Source organism: Streptomyces sp. NBC_01013, from assembly GCF_045162765.1.
Classification (GTDB): domain Bacteria; phylum Actinomycetota; class Actinomycetes; order Streptomycetales; family Streptomycetaceae; genus Streptomyces.
Genome location: NZ_CP108687.1, coordinates 3540863 through 3557739, shown reverse-complemented (window position 1 = coordinate 3557739; position 16877 = coordinate 3540863). Strand labels below are relative to the sequence as shown.

16 protein-coding genes are annotated in these 16877 nt (G+C 72.3%); 9 read left to right on the top strand and 7 right to left on the bottom strand.

Annotated elements, in window-relative coordinates; translation table 11 throughout:
* The first annotated feature begins 7 nt into the window (after positions 1 to 7).
* Together OG538_RS15245 and OG538_RS15240 are read left to right on the top strand one after the other, a co-directional pair.
* The gene (locus OG538_RS15245) at positions 8 to 958 is read left to right on the top strand and encodes an acyl-CoA dehydrogenase family protein (RefSeq protein ID WP_406093907.1); all 951 of its coding nucleotides are present in this window, start codon (positions 8 to 10) and stop codon (positions 956 to 958) included.
* Positions 959 to 1444: 486 nt separating this feature from the next.
* A complete protein-coding gene (locus OG538_RS15240; protein WP_406093905.1) occupies positions 1445 to 1984 on the top strand; it encodes an ATP-binding protein in 540 nt (179 codons plus the stop codon).
* A gap of 57 nt (positions 1985 to 2041) precedes the next feature.
* Here the strand turns inward: OG538_RS15240 and OG538_RS15235 are convergent, their stop codons facing one another.
* Complete coding sequence (locus tag OG538_RS15235; protein ID WP_406093903.1) at positions 2042 to 2968, bottom strand: cyclase family protein; 927 nt, start codon at positions 2966 to 2968, stop codon at positions 2042 to 2044.
* An 83-nt stretch (positions 2969 to 3051) separates the two neighbouring features.
* On the opposite strand from OG538_RS15235, the gene OG538_RS15230 reads away from it, so the two are divergent.
* Both OG538_RS15230 and OG538_RS15225 read left to right on the top strand, forming a co-directional pair.
* Positions 3052 to 3969 carry an SDR family oxidoreductase gene (locus tag OG538_RS15230; RefSeq protein ID WP_406093901.1) on the top strand — a complete coding sequence of 306 codons (918 nt, stop codon included), beginning with the start codon at positions 3052 to 3054 and terminating at the stop codon, positions 3967 to 3969.
* A 299-nt stretch (positions 3970 to 4268) separates the two neighbouring features.
* Positions 4269 to 5318 carry a Zn-dependent alcohol dehydrogenase gene (locus OG538_RS15225; RefSeq protein WP_406093899.1) on the top strand — a complete coding sequence of 350 codons (1050 nt, stop codon included), beginning with the start codon at positions 4269 to 4271 and terminating at the stop codon, positions 5316 to 5318.
* 54 nt (positions 5319 to 5372) lie between these two features.
* Here the strand turns inward: OG538_RS15225 and OG538_RS15220 are convergent, their stop codons facing one another.
* A complete protein-coding gene (locus OG538_RS15220; RefSeq protein ID WP_406093897.1) occupies positions 5373 to 6434 on the bottom strand; it encodes a GlxA family transcriptional regulator in 1062 nt (353 codons plus the stop codon).
* Positions 6435 to 6549: 115 nt separating this feature from the next.
* Between OG538_RS15220 and OG538_RS15215 the strand changes: the two genes are divergently transcribed.
* Both OG538_RS15215 and OG538_RS15210 read left to right on the top strand, forming a co-directional pair.
* Positions 6550 to 7800, top strand: coding sequence for an MFS transporter (locus tag OG538_RS15215; RefSeq protein WP_406100156.1), 1251 nt, complete (start codon positions 6550 to 6552; stop codon positions 7798 to 7800).
* On the top strand, positions 7797 to 8210 hold the full coding sequence (locus tag OG538_RS15210) for a DUF2809 domain-containing protein (RefSeq protein WP_406093895.1): 414 nt from the start codon (positions 7797 to 7799) through the stop codon (positions 8208 to 8210). The genes OG538_RS15215 and OG538_RS15210 overlap by 4 nt, the downstream gene beginning before the upstream one ends.
* Here the strand turns inward: OG538_RS15210 and OG538_RS15205 are convergent.
* The gene (locus OG538_RS15205) at positions 8167 to 8499 is read right to left on the bottom strand and encodes a hypothetical protein (RefSeq protein WP_406093893.1); all 333 of its coding nucleotides are present in this window, start codon (positions 8497 to 8499) and stop codon (positions 8167 to 8169) included. The two genes, OG538_RS15210 and OG538_RS15205, sit on opposite strands and share 44 nt — an antisense overlap.
* Before the next feature lie 200 nt (positions 8500 to 8699).
* Between OG538_RS15205 and OG538_RS15200 the strand changes: the two genes are divergently transcribed.
* On the top strand, positions 8700 to 10019 hold the full coding sequence (locus OG538_RS15200) for an MFS transporter (RefSeq protein ID WP_406093891.1): 1320 nt from the start codon (positions 8700 to 8702) through the stop codon (positions 10017 to 10019).
* 5 nt (positions 10020 to 10024) lie between these two features.
* On the opposite strand, the gene OG538_RS15195 is transcribed toward OG538_RS15200, so the two are convergent.
* From OG538_RS15195 to OG538_RS15180, 4 genes are all read right to left on the bottom strand, one after another.
* Positions 10025 to 10642, bottom strand: coding sequence for a flavin reductase family protein (locus tag OG538_RS15195; protein ID WP_406093889.1), 618 nt, complete (start codon positions 10640 to 10642; stop codon positions 10025 to 10027).
* Positions 10643 to 11110: 468 nt separating this feature from the next.
* Positions 11111 to 11959, bottom strand: coding sequence for an enoyl-CoA hydratase/isomerase family protein (locus OG538_RS15190; RefSeq protein ID WP_406093887.1), 849 nt, complete (start codon positions 11957 to 11959; stop codon positions 11111 to 11113).
* A gap of 160 nt (positions 11960 to 12119) precedes the next feature.
* Positions 12120 to 14348 (bottom strand): acetate--CoA ligase family protein, encoded by a 2229-nt coding sequence (locus tag OG538_RS15185; protein WP_406093885.1) that lies wholly within the window; start codon positions 14346 to 14348, stop codon positions 12120 to 12122.
* Between the two features lie 246 nt (positions 14349 to 14594).
* Positions 14595 to 15785 carry a flavin-containing monooxygenase gene (locus tag OG538_RS15180; protein ID WP_406093883.1) on the bottom strand — a complete coding sequence of 397 codons (1191 nt, stop codon included), beginning with the start codon at positions 15783 to 15785 and terminating at the stop codon, positions 14595 to 14597.
* 148 nt (positions 15786 to 15933) lie between these two features.
* Here OG538_RS15180 and OG538_RS15175 point away from each other — a divergent pair, with 148 nt between their 5' ends.
* Complete coding sequence (locus OG538_RS15175; protein ID WP_406093881.1) at positions 15934 to 16386, top strand: DoxX family protein; 453 nt, start codon at positions 15934 to 15936, stop codon at positions 16384 to 16386.
* Positions 16383 to 16811, top strand: coding sequence for a Zn-ribbon domain-containing OB-fold protein (locus OG538_RS15170; protein ID WP_406093879.1), 429 nt, complete (start codon positions 16383 to 16385; stop codon positions 16809 to 16811). Before OG538_RS15175 ends, OG538_RS15170 begins: the two co-directional genes overlap by 4 nt.
* Positions 16812 to 16877 lie beyond the last annotated feature (66 nt).

Below are 16877 nucleotides of genomic sequence, written 5' to 3'. Positions count from 1 at the left end.
GCGGAGGATGGACTTCCAGCTCTCGGACGACCAGCGGGCCCTGCGGGCGGGGATGCGGGACCTGCTCGCCGGACGGTTCGACAGGGACCGGATGCGGGCTGTGCACGAGCGGGGAGGGGGTCTGGACCGAGCGCTGTGGCGGGAGCTGGGTGGAGCGGGGTTCTTCGCGCTGCGGCTGCCGGGGACGGCCGGCGGGGTGGGCCTGGGCCTGCCCGAGGCCGCCCTCCTGTTCGAGGAGGTCGGCAGGGCGCTGCTGCCCGGACCGCTGGCCGCCACCCAGCTCGTCGCGGGCGCGGTGAAGGGGGCGGCGGAGGGTGAGGCCGTGGTGGCTCTGGCTGAGGCGCGGCGGCCCGTGGGGCACCTGGAAGGGGCCGATGCGGTGCTGGTCCTGGACGGGGAGGAGGGAGCGAGGGTGGTGAGCGGCGGGCCGCTGCGGCGGCTGGTGCGCGAGGCCCGCCCCGTACGGTCGCTCGACCCGGGCACCCCCCTGTGGCGGGTGCCGGACCTGTCCGTGTACGAGGGGGAGGTGCTGCCCGACGGGGCGCGGCTGCGGCGCGAGGGTGCCCTGCTGACCGCGGCGGAACAGCTCGGAAGTTCGACCCGCAGCTTGGAGGCGGCGGTCCAACACGCCGGTGAGCGGGAACAGTTCGGAGCGCCGATCGGCACCTTCCAGGCGGTCAAGCATCTGTGCGCGGGAATGCTGGTGCGGGCCGAGCCCGCCCGCAGTGCCGTCTACGCGGCGGCCGTGACCGCGGATCCGGTGGAGGCCGCCGGGGCCAAGCTCCTCGCCGACGAGGCGGCCGTCGGCAACGCCCGCGACTGCCTCCAGGTGTGCGGTGGTATGGGCTTCACCTGGGAGGCGGACGTTCATCTGCGTCTCAAGCGGGCCTGGCTGCGGGCCGGGCAGTGGCTGACGGCGGCGGACGCGGAGGAGGCGCTGGCGGCAGATCTGGACTGAGCCGCGGCGGGTGGGTGCCCGGCGCATGCACGTGACGCGGTGGACCCCTGAGGTTCACGCTGCGGAGTGACGCAGCGCAGTCGGTATCGGTCGATACCGGCTTGTGTCCTTTGCGTGATTCGTCACGGGGTGGAGTCGGTGCCCGGCTCGGGTACGCTCCGTTGGATGCGAGTGGTTCTGGAACCTGGCGATCCGGATGTGGCCTGTGCGGCTGCTCCGGTCCGCGAGAGGTGCCCTGCTCGTGATCCACACGGAAGCGTCGGGCCTGCCCGGGAAGCGGTTCCCGGGACGGGCGCGTGCCTCTGTTCGACTTCCCGCAGCGCGCGTCGCACAGTATGCACCACGCGTACTCCTTCGCGTTGGAATATGCCCGAAGCGCTTGTTGCGGTGACTGTACGTCAACCATGCTGTCTCGTAAGGGAATCACGTTCCGTGACCCTGAGGAGGCGCGAGGCGATGTGTCCGCCGGTTCGGATGGTGTGAGCGGTGCAGGTGCTTCAGGTTCAGTTGGAGGTCGGGCCCGACCCCGCGGAGGTCGGACGGGCCCGCAGATGGGCGCGTTCGAGGCTCGTCGGGTCCGGTATAGGAGACGACGAGCCGCTGGCCGAGACGCTCATCCTGCTCATCTCGGAGCTCGTCACCAATGCCGTCGTGCACACCGGCTGTCCGGCTGTGCTGCGCATGCTGTTCGGCTCGACGGGGGCCCCGGGCAACGCCGGGACCGTCCGGGTCGAGGTGGCCGACACCAGCTGCCGCCCACCGCAGCAGCGGCACGCACAGGGCGAGGACACCGGCGGCCGCGGCCTTGAGCTGGTCGACGGCCTGGCCGATCGCTGGGGCTGGCAGCCGGAGGGCGCGGGCAAGCGCATCTGGTGCGAGGTCGACCGCGGCATCCCGCTGATCCAGGTGCAGCTGCAGCCCGGGCCCTCCGAGCGCGACGGCGCCGGCGGGTGCGGTCCGGGCGTCGCGTACGAGGCGGGCTCCGCGGCGTACGAGACCTCGCACGCCGGTCTCCACCGCGCGTAACGCCGCCGCGCCGCGCACGGGAGGCCCGGGGCGGATTCCCGTGCGCGCGGCGGAGGCTCAGAGGATCGCGACCGGGGCGACCGGGGTGCCCGTGGCGCCGACGAACGGCTCCGGCATGGCGGACAGCAGGAAGGCGTAGCGCCCCGCGTCCGCACAGGCTGTGGACAAGCCCTCCAGATTCCAGTTCTGGCCCTGGAGCATGCCCATCTCGACCAGATCGAGTGCGTGCACCCCCAGCCACAGGTCCTCGATCTCCGGCGGGAAGATCTCGAAGGTCAGCGTGTCATTGGTGACCGCGGCCGTGTCACGGGCCCGGAACCACTCCGGTGTGCGGATCGAAAGACCCGGTGACGGATACCCGTAGGCGTTCTTGTCCCCCGAGAGGTACACCTGCACCTGCCCTGTCCGTACGAGGACGATGTCCCCGGACCGCACCCGCACCCCGGCCAGCTCCTCGGCCGCTTCCAGGTCCTCGGGCGTGACCGCGTGGCTGCCCGGCAGCCGGTCCACGCCGTGGGCGCGGGCCACGTCCAGGAGGATCCCGCGCGAGACGATGTGCGGGGCCTTGTCGATGCCGCTGAACTGCGCGCCGCCGTGGGCGGTGATCGTTGCGGCCGGGCGGCCGTTGTAGATCTTCCCCGAGTGCGAGGCGTGGGTGAGCGCGTCCCAGTGGGTGGCGGTCTGGAGGCTCAGGACCGCGGTGTCGTCGCTGGTGGCGACGGTGTCGGGGCCGAAGAGCTCCTGGTTGATCTGAACCATGGTGTGCAGCGGATTGACCCGCCCCGGGATGAGCCCGTTCTGTACGCCGTCCTGTTGGAGCGGGAGCGCGAGGGGGATGCGCAGTCCGGAACGGACGGTGGCCACCGCCTCGCGCACGACCTCGTCGGTGATGAGGTTGAGGGTCCCGATCTCGTCGTCGGCGCCCCAGCGACCCCAGTTGTTCACGCGCTTGGCGAGGTCGTGGAACTCGGCCGGCAAGGACATGGCGCCTCCTGGGGCTTGTGCCGGTGGACCTGATGACCCATAGAATCTAACGGTCCGTCAGAAACCGCGGGAAGGGGCCGGGCATGGGGAACTTCTTGGCAGGCAAGGTCGTGGCCGTGACGGGTGCCGGCCGCGGCATCGGGCGGGCCGTCGCGCTCGCCGCGGCGGCGGAGGGGGCGCGGGTCGTCGTCAACGACTACGGCGTCTCCATCGAGGGGGGTGAACCCGCCAGCGAGATAGCCGAGTCCGTCGTCAAGGAGATCGTGGCGGCGGGCGGCGAAGCGGTCGCGGTGGCGGACGACATCTCCACCATGGCCGGCGGGCAGCGGGTCGTCGACACCGCGCTCGCACAGTTCGGCAGGATCGACGGGGTCGTCTGCGTGGCCGGGATCCTGCGGGAACGCATGTTGTTCAACATGTCCGAGGCGGAGTGGGACCCCGTGGTCGCCACCCACCTCAAGGGCACGTTCACCGTCTTCCGGGCGGCGTCGGCGGTGATGCGCAAGCAGGAGGGCGCCGGCACGCTCATCGGCTTCACGAGCGGCAACCACCAGGGCAGCGTGGCTCAGGCGAACTACAGCGCCGCCAAGGGCGGCATCATCTCGCTGGTCCGCAGCGCGGCGCTCGGCCTCCACAAGTACGGCGTCACGGCGAACGCGGTCGCGCCGGTGGCGCGGACCCGGATGTCCGCGAACGTCCCCATGGAGCTCAAGGAGATCGGCGAGCCGGAGGACGTGGCGGCGCTCGTCGTCTACCTGCTCAGCGAGCGCGCCCGCGCGGAGAAGATCACCGGCCAGGTGTACACGATCGCGGGCCCGAAGATCGCGGTCTGGGCCCAGCCGAGGGAGCTGCGCGCCGGGTACGCGGAGGGGGCGGCATGGACGCCGGAGCGGATCGCGGACTTCCTGCCGGGGACGGTCGGCACGGATCCGATGCCGATGCTGGCGCAACTGGAGGAGATGGCGGCGGCGGCGAAGGCCGCGACGCGGCCGAACGCGTAGACAGGTGGGCGCCGCCGCCCTCCTGGCCCGGGGCGGCGGAGGCGCCCCCTGGCGCCCGCGCGGGGTACTGCCCCCCTTGCGGAGGGCGTGGCCGGCCGTTCCTGCCGCCCGTGCCGCACGGGGCCAGCCCTATGCGGGGTGGGTGCGTGGCCGGCCGCTCCTGCCGCACGCGTCCTGCTCCCTGCGGGCTGAGATCGGGCCCCGGCCCGGAAAGCGAGTCGGCACGACTGCGCCCCGGGTCCCGGGGCGCAGCGGAACACCACCGCCGAGCGCGTGCTCGGCCTACCGAGGGAGCCGAGATGAGAGGCGTCGTCTTCGACGGCAAACGGACCGAGGTCGTCGACGACCTGGAGATACGCGACCCCGGCCCCGGCGAGGTGCTGGTGGCGGTCGCCGCGGCCGGACTCTGCCACAGCGATCTGTCGGTGATCGACGGGACGATCCCGTTCCCGCTGCCGGTGGTGCTCGGCCACGAGGGTGCCGGGGTGGTCGAGGCGATCGGCGCCGGCGTGAGTCATGTGGTGCCCGGTGACCACGTGTCGCTGTCGACGCTGGCCAGTTGCGGCGCATGCGCACAGTGCGACCGGGGACGGCCGACGATGTGTCGCAAGGCGATCGGGATGCCGGGGCAGCCGTTCTCGCGCGGAGGGAAACCGCTGTACCAGTTCGCGTCCAACTCGGCCTTCGCCGAACGGACCCTGGTCAAGGCCGTGCAGGCGGTGAGGATCCCCGCCGACCTGCCCCTGGCCTCGGCGGCCCTCATCGGCTGCGGGGTGGTGACGGGAGTCGGGGCCGTACTGAACCGGGCCAAGGTCGACCGCGGCGAGAGCGTCGTCGTGATCGGCACCGGTGGCGTCGGACTCAACGTGATCCAGGGCGCGCGGATCGCCGGTGCGCTGACGATCGTCGCGGTGGACTCCAACCCGGACAAGGAGGCGGTGGCCCGGCAGTTCGGCGCCACGCACTTCCTCACCTCGGCGGAGGGGGTCAAGGAGATCCTGCCGCACGGCGCCGACCACGCCTTCGAGTGCGTGGGCCGCACCGAGCTGATCCGTACGGCGATCGATCTGCTCGACCGGCACGGCCAGGCGATCCTGCTCGGCGTACCGGCGGCCACGGCCGAGGCGTCGTTCCTCGTCTCGTCGATGTACCTGGACAAGTCGATCCTGGGCTGCCGCTACGGCTCCTCGCGCCCGCAGCGCGACATCGCACTGTACGCGGAGCTGTACCGCGAGGGCCGGCTGCTGCTCGATGAACTGGTCACCGAGACCTACCCGGTGGAGGACTTCGCCAAGGCGGCGGACGACGCGCACCACGGGCGGGTGGCCAGGGGGGTGCTGGTCTTCTAAGGGCTGTTCCGCCAGGAATTGCGGGACAGCCCTCAGGCCGTGGCCGCCGGTGCCTTACGTCTGGGTCATGCCGGGCTCGCGGGGTCGTCCGGCCCGATCCGGACGAAAGGCCTGGGGCCGCTCCGGGGCCGGGTCGGCGGCCGCCGACCGGAACGTCCGCCGGTACGTCGTCGGCGACACCCCCAGTGCTGCCTGCAGATGCTGCCGGAGCGAGGTGGGGGTGCCGAAGCCGGTGTCCCGGGCGATCCGGTCGATCGACAGATCGGTGGACTCCAGCAGATGGCGGGCCCGTTCCACCCGCTGCTGGGTCAGCCACTGCACCGGGCTGATCCCGGCCTCCTCGCGGAACCGGCGGGTGAACGTCCGGACGCTCATCGACTCCTGCCGGGCCATGTCGCGCAGCAGGATCGGTGACTCGAGCCGCCCGAGTGCCCAGGCGCGGGCGGTGGTCGTCGCCGAGACCTCCGGACCGGGGACCGGGCGCTGGATGTACTGCGCCTGGCCGCCGTCGCGGTGCGGTGGTACGACCGTGCGCCGGGCGATGTCGTTGGCGACGGCGGTGCCGTGGTCGCGGCGCACGATGTGGAGGCAGAGGTCGATGCCTGCGGCGACCCCGGCGGACGTGAGGACGTCCCCGTCGTCGACGAACAGGACGTCGGGGTCGACCCGGACGGCGGGGTACAGCCGCTGGAAGTGGCCGGCGGAGGACCAATGGGTGGTGGCCGGGCGTCCGTCGAGGTATCCGGCCGCGGCGAGGACGTAACTGCCCGTGCAGATGGAGACCATCCGGGTGCCCGGCCTGATGTGCGCCAACGCGGCGGCGAGTTGGTCGGTCAGCCGGCCCTCGGTGTACACGGGACCGAGTTCGTAGCTGGCCGGGATGACGACGGTGTCGGCCGTGGCGAGGATCTCCGGGCCGTTCTCGACGGTGATCGTGAAGTCCGCGTCGGTGCTGACCGGGCCCGGCGCGCGGACCGAGCAGGTCACGACTTCGTACAGCTTGCGGCCCCGGTTCAGCGGCTCGGAACCGAGTGAGCGGCCGAAGATCCTTTGTGGAATGCCCAGTTCGAAGGGGATGATCCCGTCGAGGGCGAGAACGGCGACCCGGTGCGGCACGGCACGGACTCCCTTCGCACTAGCTGGTGTAGACCATAAGCTGATACATGTCCTCGGTGTGAAGGAAAAGTCAGCAGACCTCGCGGGCATTCCCGCCGCGGCCCACGAACCCGCGTTGCGCGAATCGCCGGCGGTGTCGCCCCTGCCGCCGTTGCCGTACCCGCCCCTCGGGGCCGCCCGGCTCTGGAACCGTAATTTCCGGCTGTTCTTCGTCGCCCGCACAGCGGCGCTGTTCGGCGACGGAATGATCCCGGTGGCGCTCACCGCGGGGCTGCTGGGGGCGGGGCGGCCGCACTCCTCGGTGGGGTTCGCGCTGGCCGCCTGGATGGGGCCGCTGGCCTTGTTCGTCCTGTTCGGCGGCGTCCTGGCGGACCGGTTCACCCCACGCCGGATGATGATCATCGCCGACACGCTAAGGCTGATCGGCGCCTCGGTGCTCGCGGTCGCCTTCGCCACCGGCAACCCGCCCCTGTGGGCGGTGTACGCACTGAGCTCGGTGGCCGGTGTGGGGGCGGCGCTCTTCCAGCCGGGGGTCGCGTCGACGACCCCGCGAGTCGCCTCGGACGTGCAGCGCGCCAATGCGGTGCTGCGAGTGTCCGAGGCGCTGATGACCATGGCGGGACCGGCGTTCGCGGGCGTGCTCGTCGGGCTGGCGAGCGCCGGCGCGGTCTACGCGGCGAACGCGACGACGTTCCTGGTCTCCGGCATCTGCCTCTTCCTGCTGAGGCTCGCGCCCGCTCCGTCGGACGAAGCGCCACGAGGGACGTTCGTCGCAGAACTGGTCGATGGCTGGCGCGAGTTCAGGGCGCGCAACTGGCTGTGGGGGGTGATCGCGATCTGGACGGTGTACGGCTTCACCGTGCTCGGCCCGATGCTGCCGCTGACCGCCGTCGAGGTCACCGAGGCCCACGGTTCGGGGACGTACGGCGCGATGATGGCGGTGAACGGTGCGGGCAGCGTCGTCGGCGGCCTGCTGGCCCTGCGGCTGCGGCCGCGCCGCCCCCTGGCGGCGGGCGCCGTCGCGCTGGCCGGGGTGTGCGTGAATCTGGTGGTGCTGGGGCTCGGGCTGCCGGTGCCGGCTCTGGGGGCCGGGCAGTTCGTGGCGGGCGCGGCGTTCGCGTTCTGGCTGGTGATGTGGTCGACGACCGTCCAGACGCACGTGCCGCCGGAGGCGCTGAACCGGCTGCACGCCTACGACGTGGCCGGTTCGTTGCTGATGCTGGCGGCGGGCCGCGCGCTGGCGGGGCCGGTCGCGGACCGGGTGGGGACCCCGCAGGTGCTGCTCGCCGGCGCGGTGATCAACATGCTGGCGGTGGGCGTCCTGCTGGCGGCCCGGCCGATCCGGCGGCTGGAGCGGATCGGATGAGCGGGCGAAGCGCCGGACGGGCCCGGGGCGTTGCGGCGGGAGCGGCCGTGCTGACCGTGGCTGCCGGGCTCGGGGTGCGTACCGTGGCGGACGGCCTGGTCGCCAAGTACGCCGGGGACGCGCTCTACACGGTCCTGGTCTGCGCCCTCGTCGCCCTGTGCGCGCCCCGGGCCCGGCCGCTCGTGGTGGCAGGTGCCGGGCTGGCGGTCAGCTGGGCGGTCGAGCTGCTCCAGCTCACCGGGGTGCCCGCCGAACTGTCCGGGCGCAGCACGGTGGCGCGGCTGGTCCTCGGCTCGACGTTCAACGCACCCGACCTGCTCTGGTACGCGGTGGGGGCGGCAGCCGCCTGGGCGGCACACCGGGCGGCTACTTCCGGCGGGCGCGCTCCTCGGACTGCTGCATCTCGATGACCCGGAGGACGTGTGCGCTCGTCTGCCGGCGCACACTGCCCGCGACGAGGAGCGCCGAGCCGGCCACCGAGAGGGGCGCGGAGACGGCGAGGAGGACCAGCTGCTTGGGCATGGTGCTGTCCAGCTCGCAGATCGACGAGGCGCGGAAGCAGTACAGCGAGTCGTCCTGACCCCACAGCAGGAAGCCGAGCCACACCCACAACACGCAGGCGACGAGCAGGAGAACGGCACCCCAGCCCTGCATCAGCGCGGACCTGTGGTGGAAGTGCTGGCGTGCGACCCATTGCATGGGAATCCCCCGGGGACGTGGACGAAGCGGCGCGTATGCACGCATCGCTTCGCGTGGTGCCCGGCCGCCGATCGACGCAGATCGTACGCGCACCCGGTTCGCCGAACCCGGGGCGGGCAGCGGGCCATGGCCCGATTCCTGCGAACCATGTCCGTCGGGCCACTCGCGCACGGGGGCGCCAGGGCCGGATGCTGGGCGGCGTGACCCAGACAACCGAACCCGCCGCCCGCGACGACAGCCCGCGAACCGGCCACGAGGCGCCACCGCGGCGGGGAATCCACCGCGCCTGGATCGTCGCCGCCGTCGCCTTCGTGACGATCATCGGCGGCGCCGCCTTCAACGCCCTTCCCGGGCTGCTCATCGACCCCCTGCACGAGGACTTCGGGTGGTCGCGCGGGGAGATCGGGCTGGCCGTCTCGATCGACATGGCGCTGTACGGGCTCACCGCGCCGTTCGCCGCGGCGCTGATGGACCGGTTCGGCATCCGCCGGGTCGTGGTCGTCGCCCTCAGTTCCGTTGCGGCCGGTGCGCTGGCCAGTGTCTGGATGACCGCGGCCTGGCAGCTGATGATCTACTGGGGGCTGCTTGTCGGCCTCGGTACCGGTGCGATGGCGATGTCCTTCTCCGCGACGGTCACCAACCGCTGGTTCGTCGCCCGCCGCGGCCTGGTCACCGGCATCCTCACCGCCGCCGGCGCCTCAGGACAGCTGGTCTTCCTGCCGCTCTGCGCCTGGATCGTCGACCGGCACGGCTGGCAGCCCGCCTCGGTGACCGTCGCCCTGGCCGCCCTGGCCGTCGTCCCGTTCGTCATGCTCCTGATGCGCGACCACCCGGCCGATGTGGGCCTCGCCCCGTACGGCGGCGAGTACGTCGCCAAGCCCGCGCCCGCGCGCGGGGCGGCGCGCCGGACCGTACGCGTCCTGCTCGACGCGGCCCGCACCGGGCCGTTCTGGCTGCTGGCCGGGTCGTTCGCGATCTGCGGTGCGTCGACCAACGGCCTGATCCGGACCCACTTCGTGCCCTCCGCGCACGACCACCACATGCCCATCACCGCCGCGGCCTCACTGCTCGCCGTCATCGGGATCTTCGACATCATCGGCACGGTCTTCTCCGGCTGGCTCACCGACCGCTTCGACGCCCGCCGCCTGCTGGCCGTCTACTACGCGCTGCGCGGGGTGTCGCTGCTGTTCCTGCCGGTCCTGATGCAGGCCACCGTGGAGCCGCCGATGGTCTTCTTCATCGTGTTCTACGGACTCGACTGGGTCGCCACGGTCCCGCCGACCCTGGCCCTGTGCCGGGAGCAGTACGGCGAGGACAGCGCGATCGTCTTCGGCTGGGTCCTCGCCTCCCACCAGGTGGGCGCGGCGCTGGTGGCGTTCCTCGGCGGGGTGGCGCGCGACCACTTCGGCTCGTACAACGTGGTCTGGTACTCGGCGGGGGCGCTGTGCGCGATGGCGGCGCTGATGGCGCTGATGATCCGCCGGGTGAAGGGGCTGCCCGCAGACGCCGTCGTGAGGTGAGACGGTCAGCTGCTGAAGTGCCCGAACACCCCTCGGTGGAACAGCAGCGGCCCCTCCCGGTCCGCCGTCGCCCCCAGCGCCTCCACCCGGCCGACCACGATCAGATGGTCGCCGCCGGTGTGGACGGCCTGGATGCGGCAGTCGACCCAGGCGGGTACGGAGTCCAGCAGCGGCGAGCCGGTACCGGGGGCGGGGGAGTGCGCCACCCCGGCGAACTTGTCGGCCCCGCTGACGGCGAAGGCCCGGCACAGCGCGCCCTGGTCCGCGCCCAGGATGTTGACGCAGAAGGCTCCGGCGCGGGCGATGCGCGGCCAGGTCGTCGACGTACGGGCGACCATGAACGTGACCAGCGGCGGATCCAGCGAGAGCGAGGAGAACGACTGGCAGGCGAAGCCCGCCGGGCCGGCTGAGCCGTCGGTGCCGCCCGGATCGTGTGCCGTGACGACGGTCACCCCGCTCGCGAAGTGCCCCAGCACGCGCCGGAATTCGCCCCGGTCGAGTGGCAGCCGCTCGTCCTCGGCGACGGCCCGCAGCGAGGGGCGCGGCAGCGGATCGAGCCGCTCCGGGCCGGCGGCCGTCGGAGCGCCGACGGACCTGAGGTAGCGGACTGCGGTTGCGGCCATGCCTGCGTGTCCCATCACCCTTCGATTAGAGCTGACGAGGCGTCAGATGGGAAGAGGGGAGCCGGACCCCCGACCTTCGTCAGGGGTGACCCGCCCAGGACCCTGCAGGCGAGCAGGGGCCGTGCGCTTCGGGTCCGGTTTCCGGATTCGCTTCTCATGAAGCCCGAACCCAGGTACGACAGCAGCGGGACTCCCGGGCCGAACGGCAGGGGCTCTCTCCACCCGGCCGACCGTACGCAACCGGAGGCCGGGGCGGCACTGCCGGAAGTCAGGGGTGGCCGGCGCCGCACATGGCGGACGGCAGCGGCTTCCCGTCAGGCGGCGACGCCCGGTGCGCGACAGAATCCCTGAGTGGTCACGGGTGGGCGAGCGAGTGGATACGTGAGATGACCAGTGCGCCCGGCCACGGGCAGGGCATCGACTCCGCGCGCCCCGGGCGCTGTCCCGCGCATGACGCGGGCCCCGCGCTCACACCCCCCGGTACTTCGGCATCCGCCGCTCCACGAAGCTCGCCACGCCCTCGTTGGCGTCCTGCGTCGTCATGTTGATCTCCTGGGCCATCGCCTCGGCGGCGAACGCCGTGGCCCGGTCCGCGTCCAGGGACGCCTTGACGAGTTGCTTCGTGAGGGCGATCGCGCGGGTCGGGCCGTCGGCCAGGCGCTGGGCCCACGCGCGTGCCGTCGCTGCCAGCTCCTCGTCCGGGACCGTCCGGTTGACCAGGCCCAGCCGTTCCGCGTCCGACGCCGGGAGCGCGTCGCCGAAGAACATCAGCTCCTTGGCGCGCTGCGGGCCGATCAGGCGCGGCAGCAAGTAGGCCCCGCCGCCGTCCGGGACGAGGCCGCGGCGTACGAACACCTCGATGAACTTCGCCGACCGGGCCGCCAGCACCAGGTCGCAGGCGAACGCGAGATGCGCGCCGATACCCGCCGCCGTGCCGTTGACCGCCGCGATGACGGGCTTCTCGCAGTCAAGGACCGCGGCGATCAGGCGTTGTGCGCCGAGCCGGATCGTGCGGGCCACGTCCCCCGGCACCCGGTCGCCGGTCGCGGGAGCGCCGCGCAGGTCGGCGCCCGCGCAGAAGCCGCGGCCGGTGGCGGTGAGGACCACGGCCCGGATGCCGGGGTCGGCGGAGGCCTCGGCGAGCAGGGCGATGATGCGTTCGCGCTGGTCCCAGGTGACGGCGTTCATCGCCTCGGGACGGTTGAGCGTGATCCACGAGACGCCGTTGTCAGTGGCGTGGAGTATCAATGGTTCAGGCGATCCGGACGGGTCGGCGTGGTCGGTGCGGTCGTGGTTGTCTTCGGGGGAGGACGGCATGAGGCAGCTCCTGAGCAGGTGGAGGGCGGACGGGAAACCAGTCCGTCCGGCGGTTGAGGACGGAATCCCGCGTTCCGGTCCGGGCCGGCAGGCCGAAGGGCCCGAGCCCCGGACCGGCGCGGGCGGGCGGCCCTCTCCGCGGGCGTGGTGGCCGGGCCGGTCAGCGGCAGACCGCCAGCGCGTCCAGGGCCACCGCGCCCTGTCCGCGGCCCAGCACCATCAGCGGGTTGATGTCGAGTTCGCAGAGGTCGTCGCCGAGCTCCAGCGCCATCCGCTGCACCCGCAGGACGACTTCTACGAGGGCGTCCACATCCACCGGCGGGCCGCCCCGCACCCCTTCCAGCAGGGCCCGGCCGCGCAGCTCGCCGAGCATCGCCCGCGCCTGGTCCTCGCCGAACGGCGGTACCCGCACCGCAGCGTCGTGCAGCACCTCGACGAGTACGCCACCGAGGCCGACCGTCACCGTCGGCCCGAACAGGGCGTCCTGGGTGACGCCGACCATCATCTCGACGCCCCGCTCCACCATCTGGCAGACCAGGATGCCGTCCAGGTCGATGTCCTCGTAGCGTGCGATGTCGGTGAGTTCGCGATAGGCGTCCCGCACCTGGCTGGCCGAGGTGAGACCGACCTTGACCAGGCCCAGCTCCGTCTTGTGAGCCAGCCGTGCGCCGGACGCCTTCATGACGACGGGGTAGCCGACGAGCCCCGCCGCCCGGACGGCTGCCGCGGCGCTGGTCACCAACTGCTCGCGGGGCACCCGGATTCCGTACGCGCGCAGCAGCTGCTTCGCCGCGTGCTCGCTCAGCTGGTGGCCCGGGCGCATCAGTGCCTGCGCCTTGCGGAAGGAGGGCGACGGAGTGCGCGGCGCCTCGTCGAACGGGGAGCGGTAGGACGCGGCGAAGCGGTGATGGTCCAGATAGGCCTTCACCGCGGTGATGCAGTTGCCGAACGTGCGGAAGGTGGCGACGCGGGACGAGCCGAGCAGCGTCGTGCGGTAGGCGTCCTCGGTCCCGACCGGCGACCCCCACACCACGCACACCAGCTTGTCCGTGGCCTCCGCCGCGTCCACCAGGTCCTGCGCGAGCCTGTCGCTCATCGGAGGGAAGGGGCCGGTGATCGGACAGATCAGCACCCCCACCCCGGGGTCGGCGAGGATCGCGTCGATGATCTTCCGGCCGCGCCAGTCGCCGACCGGGTGGCCGCCGTTGTCGACCGGGTTGGCCACGTTCAGGTAGCCGGGTATCCAGGTGTGCAGCTCGGCCTGCTTCTCCTCGGACAGCACCGGGAGCGACAGGCCCGCTCCCGTCGCCAGGTCCGAGAAGTGTGCACCCGTGCCGCCCGAGATCGAATACACCACGACGCCGTCGGCCAGCGGTTTGCGCGCCCGCGCCAGGAGGGCCGCGGTGTCCTGGAGTTCGTCGAGGCCGTCCACCCGGATCACGCCGAACTGCCGCATCGCCGCGTCGACCACCTGGTCTGCGCCGGTCAGCTTGCCGGTGTGTGACGCGGCCATCCTGGCCCCCGTCTCCGTACGCCCGACCTTCACCGCCACCACCGGGACACCGGCCCGTGCTGCCCGGTCCGCGGCGAGCAGGAAGGAGCGCCCGTCCTTGAGCCCTTCGACGTAACAGGCGATGGCACCCACCTCGGGGCGCTGGGAGAAGTATGCGATGAAGTCGGCGGTCTCCAGATCCGCCTCGTTGCCCGTGGGAGCCCAGTGCGAGAGCCGCACGCCCAGCTCCTGGAGCGTGTAGACGGGGCGTCCCTGGTGGCCGGACTGGGTGATCAGCGCGATCGCCGGCCCGTCCAGGTCGTCGCGGAACTCCTCGAAGGCGTTGAGGTTGGTGTTCGGGCCGAGCAGCCGCAGTCCGGACCGCTCCACGGCGGCGGCCAGCCGGGCCTGCGCGGCGGCGCCCTCCGCACCGGTCTCCGCGAAGCCGGAGGCGAACGCGACGGCGAACTTCACCTTGGCCTGCCCGAGCTCCTCGATCACCGGGAGCGGGTCGCCGACCAGCAGCACCGCCAGGTCCACCTGTTCCGGCAGATCGGCGACGGAGGGGGAGCACGCCCGGCCGAAGACGGTCTCGCGCGTGGGGTGCACCGGATACAGGCGCGCCCCGACGCGCTCGGCCCAGGCGATCAGCTGACGGGTGATCCCGGTGTTGGGCCGCCCGTCGGCGTCTGAGGCGCCGATGACGGCTACGGACTCCGGCTGGAAGAACCGGTCCAGGTCCGGCACGGGCGCGTGCAGCGGGCGGCCGCTGACATCGAGGTCGCCCTCCGCGGCGGCGGCCGCCATGCTGTGGACGGCGGCATGCGGTGCCTCGCCGCAGGCCACCACCCTGGCGCGGAAGTCGGTGGTGAGGGTGCCGTGAGTCGATCCAAGCATCGTTCCGCCCACTCCTGCTCGAAAGTCCTTCGGCACGCGTGGTGCCCGGCACAAAGCTGACGCTCTGTCAGTTTACTGAACTGACGGCCCGTCAGGAATGGGTGTGCAGGGAAAGGTTGAGAGCGGTGGTCCGGAATCCTTCCCGGACCACCGCTCTCGGTCGCAAAAGCGCCCCCCGGGGCGCAGGGGTGCGGTGGCGGCCCCCTCGGTGACGGCTCGGGCGGTGTGCCCCGAGGGGGCGGCGGATCAGGCGGTGCGCGCCAGTCGCTTGGCGATCTTCTGCGCGTCCAGGGCCATTTCGCGGAACATGCCGCTGATCGGGTTGGTGAACCCGGTGAAGTACAGACCGGGCGCCTGCTTCGGTGTACCGCCGCCGTGTGCCACTGGGCGGCCCCGGGTGTCCAGCACCCCGAGGTGGCCTACCAGCGGCTCCAGGGCCCGCAGGTAGCCGGTCGCTGCGATCACCGCGTCCGGGGTGATCCTGGTCCCGTCCGCCAGCACCACCGTGTCCTTGTCGAAGGACTCGATGGCCGCCACCGGCACCACCCGGCCGCCCTTCACCGCGTCGATCAGCCCCACGTCCTGGACCGGGATGGCTCCGTCCTTGACCCGGGAGTACAGGCCCGTGTCCGGGCGGGGCAGCCCCTGTGCGGCAAGGTCGGGCACGGCCACGCGGGCCATCAGGCCGCCGGCCCGGTCGACGAGCGCGACCGGAAGCCGGCGCACCAGGATGCCGGTCGCCTGCGCGGGCCAGCCGACGGTGGAGCGGCGCACGATGTGCGGAACGGTGCGCACCGCGAGCCTGACGCGCGACGCCCCGCCCTCCACCAGGTCCACGGCGATCTCCGCGCCCGTGTTGCCGACGCCCACGACGAGGACGTCCTTGTCCTTGTACGGGGCCGGGTTGCGGTACTCGGACGCGTGCAGGAGCTCGCCGGTGAAGGTGTCGCGCCCGGGCCACTCGGGGACCCGCGGGGTGTGGTTGAAGCCGGTGGCCACGACCACGGCCCGGCCGGTGAGTTCCCGCCCGCCGGTCGCCGTCAGCCGCCACCCGGTGCCGTCCGCCGCCCGGTCGATGCGCGAGACCTCGACGCCCGTCACCACTTCCAGCCCGTGGTGCTCGACGTACTTCTCCAGGTAGCGCACCACGTCGTCCCGGGAGACCCAGCGTCCGAACCTGCGGGGCATGGGCAGTCCGGGAAGGGTGGACCATCGCCGGGTGGTGTGCAGGTGCAGCCGGTCGTAGTGGCGTCGCCAGGATGCGCCGACGTCCCCGGACTTCTCCAGGACGACGGCCCGGACCCCTCGCTCGCGCAGAGCCGCGGCGGCGGCGAGGCCGCCCGGGCCGCCGCCGATGACGTAGACGGGGCGGTCCTCGGTGATGTCGGTGGGGGCCGGGGTGCTGCCGTTGTCGGCGGTAGATGTGCTGTCGGACATGGTTCGGAGCGTAATCGCGTCCCCCCTTGATGGGTCTCGGTCAAGACCGGAATCGATTGCGAATTGATCACGGGTGCGCGCCCCTTGCGCAGTCCGCCGCCATCAGGTGAACTGACGTATCGTCAGATCCGATGAAGCGGAGGGCCCCATGCGAACGATCTGGCTCGACGGAGCGCAGTGGCTCGCCGTGCTCCGCATAGGCCTCGGTCTGTGGTGGCTGGAAAGCTGGCGCCACAAGGACAGGAAGGGCTGGTTCGAACGCGGCACCGGCATCGCGTGGGCGGCGGACGTCGCCGGCAAGCACCGCTGGCCGGTGGTCCGGACCGGCTTCGAGAGGGTCGTGGCGCCCCGCCCGAAGACCATGGCGTATGTCGTCGTGTACGCGGAACTGGCTCTGGGGCTCGGCCTGGTGACCGGGTTCCTGACCCCGGTCGCCCTCGCCGGCGGCCTCCTGCTCAACCTGCTCTACCTGGTGCTGATGATCCACGACTGGGCGGAGCAGGGCCAGAACGCGATGATGGCGCTCATCTCCCTCGTCGCCCTGTTCGCGATGTCCTGGCAGACCTGGTCCCTCGACGACGCGATGGGGCTCTTCCGGTGACGGCCCCGCCCCCGGCCCCCACGCCGTCCTCCCGCTACGACCTTCCGGAGCCCGACGACTTCACCCGGCCGTACTGGGACGCCGCCGCCGAAGGACACCTGCTGCTGCGCCGCTGCCGGGCCTGCGGCCGGGCGCACCACTACCCGCGCGAGTTCTGCCCGCACTGCTGGAGCGACGTCGTCGACTGGGAGCGGGCGAGCGGCCGGGCCACGCTCTACACCTGGTCCGTCGTCCACCGCAACGACCTGCCGCCGTTCGGCATCCGCGTTCCGTACGTCGCCGCCGTCGTCGACCTGGCGGAGGGGCCGCGGATGATGACAGAGGTCGTGGAGTGCGAGGAGAGCGCGCTCGCCATCGGGATGGAGCTGCGGGTGACGTTCCGCCGGGAGGAGGGGGGCGAGGCCGTGGCGGTCTTCCGGCCCTGAAGCACCGTCCCGCACGACGTCAACGGTCCCGTCGGGCAGGCCCAGCAGATCCTCACCGTCCGGCCC

What these genes read in the sequence shown, in the direction of transcription:
- OG538_RS15245 (WP_406093907.1), top strand. Translation starts at nt 8, where the DNA reads ATGGACTTCCAGCTCTCGGACGACCAGCGGGCCCTGCGGGCGGGGATG.
- OG538_RS15235 (WP_406093903.1), bottom strand. Translation starts at nt 2,968, where the DNA reads ATGTCCTTGCCGGCCGAGTTCCACGACCTCGCCAAGCGCGTGAACAAC.
- OG538_RS15230 (WP_406093901.1), top strand. Translation starts at nt 3,052, where the DNA reads ATGGGGAACTTCTTGGCAGGCAAGGTCGTGGCCGTGACGGGTGCCGGC.
- OG538_RS15225 (WP_406093899.1), top strand. Translation starts at nt 4,269, where the DNA reads ATGAGAGGCGTCGTCTTCGACGGCAAACGGACCGAGGTCGTCGACGAC.
- OG538_RS15210 (WP_406093895.1), top strand. Translation starts at nt 7,797, where the DNA reads ATGAGCGGGCGAAGCGCCGGACGGGCCCGGGGCGTTGCGGCGGGAGCG.
- OG538_RS15205 (WP_406093893.1), bottom strand. Translation starts at nt 8,499, where the DNA reads ATGCAATGGGTCGCACGCCAGCACTTCCACCACAGGTCCGCGCTGATG.
- OG538_RS15195 (WP_406093889.1), bottom strand. Translation starts at nt 10,642, where the DNA reads ATGGCCGCAACCGCAGTCCGCTACCTCAGGTCCGTCGGCGCTCCGACG.
- OG538_RS15190 (WP_406093887.1), bottom strand. Translation starts at nt 11,959, where the DNA reads ATGCCGTCCTCCCCCGAAGACAACCACGACCGCACCGACCACGCCGAC.
- OG538_RS15185 (WP_406093885.1), bottom strand. Translation starts at nt 14,348, where the DNA reads ATGCTTGGATCGACTCACGGCACCCTCACCACCGACTTCCGCGCCAGG.
- OG538_RS15180 (WP_406093883.1), bottom strand. Translation starts at nt 15,785, where the DNA reads ATGTCCGACAGCACATCTACCGCCGACAACGGCAGCACCCCGGCCCCC.
- OG538_RS15175 (WP_406093881.1), top strand. Translation starts at nt 15,934, where the DNA reads ATGCGAACGATCTGGCTCGACGGAGCGCAGTGGCTCGCCGTGCTCCGC.